Origin of the sequence: Pseudomonas brassicacearum subsp. neoaurantiaca, assembly GCF_013608025.1 — a bacterium.
Taxonomy (GTDB): Bacteria; Pseudomonadota; Gammaproteobacteria; order Pseudomonadales; family Pseudomonadaceae; genus Aquipseudomonas.
The window spans coordinates 52,948-59,278 of record NZ_VDLV01000045.1; the positions used below are offsets into that span (position 1 = coordinate 52,948).

5 protein-coding genes are annotated in these 6,331 nt (G+C 64.0%); 4 read left to right on the top strand and 1 reads right to left on the bottom strand.

What is annotated here, in order from left to right:
• Nucleotides 1-46 precede the first annotated feature (46 nt).
• Nucleotides 47-529, bottom strand: coding sequence for a sigma-70 family RNA polymerase sigma factor (locus tag FHK92_RS22065; RefSeq protein WP_181289982.1), 483 nt, complete (start codon nt 527-529; stop codon nt 47-49).
• 481 nt (nt 530-1,010) lie between these two features.
• Here FHK92_RS22065 and FHK92_RS22070 point away from each other — a divergent pair, with 481 nt between their 5' ends.
• The 4 genes from FHK92_RS22070 to FHK92_RS22085 form a co-directional block, all read left to right on the top strand.
• Nucleotides 1,011-2,159, top strand: a complete 1,149-nt coding sequence (locus FHK92_RS22070; RefSeq protein WP_181289983.1) for an efflux RND transporter periplasmic adaptor subunit — start codon at nt 1,011-1,013, stop codon at nt 2,157-2,159.
• A complete protein-coding gene (locus tag FHK92_RS22075; RefSeq protein ID WP_181289984.1) occupies nt 2,160-4,121 on the top strand; it encodes a MacB family efflux pump subunit in 1,962 nt (653 codons plus the stop codon).
• Between the two features lie 10 nt (nt 4,122-4,131).
• Complete coding sequence (locus tag FHK92_RS22080; RefSeq protein WP_181289985.1) at nt 4,132-5,526, top strand: efflux transporter outer membrane subunit; 1,395 nt, start codon at nt 4,132-4,134, stop codon at nt 5,524-5,526.
• Between the two features lie 541 nt (nt 5,527-6,067).
• Nucleotides 6,068-6,331 (top strand): DUF6124 family protein (locus FHK92_RS22085; protein WP_181289990.1); only part of this gene is annotated, 264 nt, incomplete at its 3' end.

Genomic DNA, 6,331 nt, shown 5'->3' on the forward strand with positions numbered 1-6,331 from the left:
GGAGGATGTAAGAAAATTTACCGCCGCAGGGTTCACACCAGGCGAATCAGGTCGCGTCCCACTGTCGTACGCGAACGCGGCAATGCTTCATGGCGTTGACGATGTGTTTTTCCACCAGCGCGCGGGAAATGCCCAGGCGCTCGGCAATCTGCGGGTGGGACAGGCCTTCGAGCTTGCGCAGCAGGAAGCTTTCGCGGCACAGCGGTGGCAGCTCGGCCAGGGCGCGTTGCAGCATGTCCAGGCGTTGGCCGTGATCGAGGCTGGTATGGGGCGACGGGGTGAAGAAGCGTTCTTCAGTCTCGAGCACGTCGAGGGATTCGGATTGGCGCAGCGTGTTGCGCCGATGCCCATCGATCACCAGGTTCAGCGCCGTGCGATACAAGAATGCGCGCGGCTGCTCGATGGGCGTGTCGCTGGCGCGCTCCAGTACTCGCACATAAGCGTCATGCACCACATCTTCGGCCGCCTGGCGGTTGCCTAGCCTGGCGTTCAGGAAACACACCAGCTCGCGATAGTAGTTTTCCAACATGGCTCCCGTGCGCAATGCCTGCGACAGCTTTCCCTAGGCCCCTCGGCATGCCGAAAAGCGCATGGCACGATGGTGGCAGATTCAATCGCGTAATTTATAGTAATTCTCATATAGATTTAAAGCTTTGGTTTGTGTCAGTGCGGATTCGTTCGTTACAGCAGCGCCAAGCACTACATCTGTGGCGAGGGGATTTATCCCCGCTGGGCTGCGAAGCAGCCCCAATGGCGAGCACTTCGGTGTGTCAGAGGTTTTGAGTGAGCTGGTTTTGGGGCTGCTGCGCAGCCCAACGGGGATAAATCCCCTCGCCACAGATAAACCTTCACCACAACATCACTTGACCTAGTTATTGCGCTGCCCCTCCGCCAACTGCTACCAAGTATTTCACCCCGCTAAATTCCCGCCCCGAACACTCGTCTACCAGAACAGCCTCCCGTCCCGATCCTCTGCGCGACGGGCCCGACACCACCGGCCGGAACCCTGCATGAAACGTCCCCGCCTCACCCGCCCCGCCTGGCTCCTGACCTTCGCTCTGCTGCCGGCCGTGGCCTTCGCCGCGTGGCAGGCGGTCGGGCCGGGCCATGAGCCTGTCGCCACCGCCCCCGTCACCCGTGGCGATATCGAAAACAGCGTCACCGCCCTGGGAACCTTGCAGCCGCGCCGCTACGTGGATGTCGGCGCCCAGGCGTCCGGGCAGATCCAGAAGATTCACGTCGAGGCCGGCGACGAGGTCACGGAGGGCCAGCTATTGGTTGAAATCGACCCCTCCACGCAAAAAGCCAGGCTCGACGCCGGGCGGTTTTCCATCGAGAACCTCAAGGCCCAGCTTCAGGAACAGCGCGCCCAGCACGACCTCGCGCAACAGAAATTCCGCCGCCAGCAGCAACTCAAGGCCGGCGGCGCCACCCGCGAAGAAGACGTGCAGACTGCCCAGGCCGAGGTGCGCGCGACCCAGGCGCGCATCGACATGTTCCAGGCGCAGATCCGCCAGGCCCAGGCCAACCTGCGCAGCGACGAGGCCGAGCTGGGCTACACCCGCATCTATGCGCCGATGAACGGCACGGTGGTGGCCGTCGGTGCCCGGGAAGGCCAGACCCTCAACGCCCAGCAGCAGACGCCTTTGATCCTGCGTATCGCCCGGTTGTCGCCGATGACCGTCTGGGCCGAAGTCTCGGAAGCCGACATCGGCCACGTCAAGCCGGGCATGACCGCCTATTTCACCACCCTCGCCGGTGGCGGCCGGCGGTGGAGCAGCACCGTCCGGCAAATCCTCCCGGTGCCGCCGCGTCCGCTGGAGGCCAACCAGGGCGGCAGCCCCACCGGCGGCCGCAGCGGGAGCGAGCGGGTGGTGCTCTATACCGTCTTGCTCGATGTGGACAATACCGACCGCTCCTTGATGACCGACATGACCGCCCAAGTGTTTTTTGTCGCCGCCCAGGCCAAGGATGTGCTGACCGTGCCCATCGCGGCCTTGCAGGACACCGATCAAGTGCGGGTGCTCGCCGACAACGGCGATGTCCAGCCGCGTACCGTTCGCACCGGCATCAGCGACCGCTTGCGCACGCAGATCCTCGACGGTCTGAACGAAGGCGACCGTGTGCTGATCGACTCGGCCAGCGGCAGCGGGGGCTGAATGAACACGCCCCTGATCGAACTGCGGGACATTCGCAAGGCTTACGGCGGCGGTGACAGCCCTCGGGTAGAAGTCCTGCGGGGCATCGACCTGGCGATTCATGCCGGCGAATTCCTGGCGATTGTCGGGGCGTCCGGCTCCGGCAAATCCACCTTGATGAACATCCTCGGCTGCCTCGACCGTCCCACCAGCGGCGAATACCGCTTTGCCGGCGAAGATGTCGCTCAATTGGGCAGCGACGAATTGGCCTGGCTGCGCCGTGAAGCGTTCGGCTTCGTGTTCCAGGGCTATCACCTCATCCCGTCCGGCACGGCTCAGGAAAATGTCGAGATGCCGGCCATCTATGCCGGCACGTCGGCCGCCGAGCGCCACGCCCGGGCCAGCGCCCTGCTCGAACGCCTCGGCCTGGCGAGCCGCACCGGCAACCGTCCCCATCAACTCTCCGGCGGGCAGCAACAACGGGTATCGATTGCCCGGGCCTTGATGAACGGCGGCCACATCATCCTCGCCGACGAGCCCACCGGCGCCCTCGACAGCCAGAGCGGCATTGAGGTCATGGCCTTGCTCGACGAATTGGCGAGCCAGGGCCACGTAGTGATCCTTATCACCCACGACCGCGAAGTCGCGGCCCGGGCCAAGCGCATCATCGAGATCCGCGACGGATCGATCATCAGCGACAGCGCCACCGCAGCACCACAGGCCAATGCCAGGGCGTTGCAAGCCGTAGACCTGCGCCAGCGCCTGAGCGTCGGCAGCGAACACAATGGCGCCTGGAAAGGCGAACTGGTGGACGCGGTGCAAGCGGCCTGGCGGGTGATGTGGATCAATCGCTTTCGCACCGCCCTGACCCTGCTTGGCATCGTCATCGGCGTGGCCTCGGTGGTGGTGATGCTGGCAGTGGGCGAAGGCAGCAAGCGCCAGGTCATGGCGCAGATGGGCGCCTTTGGCTCGAATATCATTTATCTCAACGGCACCGCTCCCAACCCGCGCGCGACCAAGGGCATCATCAGCGAACAGGACATTGCCGCCCTCGCCGCGCTGCCCGAAGTGGAGCGCATCATGCCGGTCAACGGCAAGAACGCCAGCGTGCGTTTCGGCAACCTCGACCACACCAGCTACGTGGGCGGCAATGACACGAATTTCCCGACCATTTTCAATTGGCCGGTGGCCCAGGGCACGTATTTCAGCGACGCCGATGAACGTAGCGCGGCGGCGGTGGCAGTGATCGGCTCCAAGGTCCGGCAGAAGCTGCTCAAAGACGTTGCCGATCCCATCGGCCGCTACATCCTGATCGAAAACGTGCCATTCCAGGTCGTCGGCGTACTGGCGGAAAAAGGCGCCAGCTCCGGGGATTCGGACGCCGACAACCGCATCGCCGTGCCCTACTCCGCCGCCAGCGTGCGGCTGTTCGGCACCCGACATCCCGAGTACGTGGTGATCGCCGCTCGCGACGCGGGCAAGGTCAATGAGGCCGAGCAGGCCGTATCCCGGACCTTGTTGCGACTGCACAAGGGCAAGCAGGATTTCGAGCTGACCAACAACGCCGCGATGATCCAGGCCGAAGCTCGCACCCAAGGCACGCTGTCGTTGATGCTCGGTGCCATTGCGGCGATTTCGCTGCTGGTGGGCGGCATCGGCGTGATGAACATCATGCTCATGACCGTGCGTGAACGGACCCGGGAGATCGGCATCCGCATGGCCACTGGCGCCCGCCAGCGCGACATTCTGCGCCAGTTCCTCACCGAAGCGGTGATGCTCTCGGTGGTCGGCGGGCTTGCCGGTATCGGCCTGGCGCTGCTGGTGGGCGGTGCGTTGCTGCTGGGCAAAATCGCCGTGGCGTTCGAATGGCTGGCAGTGTTCGGCGCCTTCGGTTGCGCGCTGGTCACCGGCGTCGTCTTCGGTTTCATGCCGGCCCGCAAGGCGGCTCGCCTCGACCCGGTCGCGGCCCTCACCAGTGAATGAACCTCACCCTATGAAAGCGCATCTGACCCTCTTGGCCGCCTGCCTGCTGCTGGCGGCGTGCGGCACGCCTTTGTCGGCGCCGGACAGCGGCATCCAGCCGCCCGACGCTTGGCAGAGCCTCGATACACCCGGCGCCCGAGCGGATAACCAACAATGGTGGACGCACTTCGGCAGCCCGCAACTCGATCAGCTGATCGAACAGGCGCGCCTGGGTAGCTTCGACCTCGCGGCCGCCATGGCCCGGGTTCGCCAGGCCCAAGCCAGCGCGGTGATCGCCGGCGCGCCGCTGCTGCCGGAAATCAGCGCCGGGCTCAACGGCAATCGCCAGGAACTGCTGCGCGGCAAGGGCTACAGCCAGTTGGATGTGGATCGTAACAACCGTACCATCGACTACTACGATGCCCACCTCAGTGCCAGTTACGAGCTGGATTTCTGGGGCGGTAAACGGGCGGCCCGGGACAGCGCGCTGAGCACGTTGTCGGCGACCCAATTTGATCGGGCGACGGTGGAACTGACCCTGCTCAGCGGCGTCGCCAATAGCTACAGCCAAGCCTTGTCCCTGCGCGAACAACAGCGCATCGCCGAACTGAACCTGGCCAACGCCCGCAATGTGCTCGACCTGGTGCAAACCCGCTACGACGCCGGCAGCGCCACGGCACTGGAACTGTCCCAACAAAAGAGCCTGGTAGCGGCCCAGGAACGACGGTTACCGCAAGTGCAGCAACAGGCCCGCGAGGCATCGATCACCCTCGCGGCCCTGTTGGGGCAACCGGTGCAATCGCTCAAGCTCGAAGATGAATCCTTCGACGCACTGCGCTGGCCCGCCATCGACGCCGGGGTGCCCAGCGATCTGCTGCTGCGCCGCCCCGACATCGCTGCCGCCGAAGCGCGCCTCGCCGCCGCCCAGGCCGACATCACGGTGGCCCGCGCGGCCATGCTGCCCTCGGCCACCCTGGGCCTGAGCCTGGCCACCGGCGCCGACATTGCCGACCAATTGCTGCGCAACAACGTCTACAACCTCAGCGCCGGGCTGGCCGCGCCAATCTTCAATAACGGTCGCCTGAAAGCTGAGCGAGACAGGGCCACCGCGCGCCAGGAAGAACTGCTGGAGGCCTACCGCGCCGCCATCATCAACGGCTTCGCCGACGTCGAAAAAGCCCTGAACAGCATCCGCGGCCTGGACCAGCAGCGCCAATGGCAGCGCGAAGAACTGAACCAGGCAAAGAGCGCCTTCGACATCGCCCAGCGCCGCTACCAGGCCGGCGCCGAAGACCTGCTCACCGTGCTCGAAACCCAACGTACGTTGTACGCGGCGCAGGACATGAACGTGCAATTGCGACTGGCGCGGGTGCAGGCGAGCGTGGCGTTGTACAAGGCGTTGGGTGGGGGTTGGCGGGTGATGTAGGCCTCAAACAACTTTCAAGCGTAGTGACATTCGTGGCGAGGGGATTTATCCCCGCTGGGCTGCGTAGCAGCCCCATTAGCCGCACCTCAGCGTGTCAGATGTTTCGAGGGTGCTGGTTTTGGGGCCGCTTCGCAGCCCAGCGGGGATAAATCCCCTCGCCACAGATCATTCCATCTTCCTAAACGGTGTTCGACTTTGGCTCTGTTTATCGGGCCATGTAGGACACCCGAGTAAGGCTACGTCACCTTGCGTCATTGCCTACAACTACGCCAGAATCCGCCGGCTTGTGCGCTTGGCTCCCTGTCGATAACTTGTTTCCCGTCACTGCCCATCAGTGATCGGGTCTGCAAGCCCGACGAAATACCAGGCGCATAGCCCAAGCCAATCGACAGATCCGTGTCGCTCAATGGCGGCTGTGTGCGGGAGACCTTCGGGTCTGCCGGGTTCCTGGTTTCCCGGTCTTGCAGACCCGCGCATAGCTGCCACCCATCATCTGCAAGTGATGTCTGGCAGTGCCTTGTCAATAACCAGGAGCTGCACAATGTTCAAAATCACCCCCAATCCCCCCGACGACGACGAAGCCAAAAAACTCAACGAAGCCGCGAACCGCGCCCTCGCCTTTTACCTCGACCCCAAGCCGGAAAAACCCATTCCACCACCGGGCCCGCTATTCACCGTGACGGAAGGCGCCGACATGGAATGCTTGCTAGCCAACCTCAGCGAAACCCTCGCCTCGGTGAATATCATGGCCAGCGAATTGGCTTTCGACCTGGAAGGCGCGCGACGAAGTTTTGCCCTGGGAATC

Coding starts and splice junctions, on each gene's coding strand:
- FHK92_RS22065 (WP_181289982.1), bottom strand. CDS start 529: ATGTTGGAAAACTACTATCGCGAGCTGGTGTGTTTCCTGAACGCCAGG.
- FHK92_RS22070 (WP_181289983.1), top strand. CDS start 1,011: ATGAAACGTCCCCGCCTCACCCGCCCCGCCTGGCTCCTGACCTTCGCT.
- FHK92_RS22075 (WP_181289984.1), top strand. CDS start 2,160: ATGAACACGCCCCTGATCGAACTGCGGGACATTCGCAAGGCTTACGGC.
- FHK92_RS22080 (WP_181289985.1), top strand. CDS start 4,132: ATGAAAGCGCATCTGACCCTCTTGGCCGCCTGCCTGCTGCTGGCGGCG.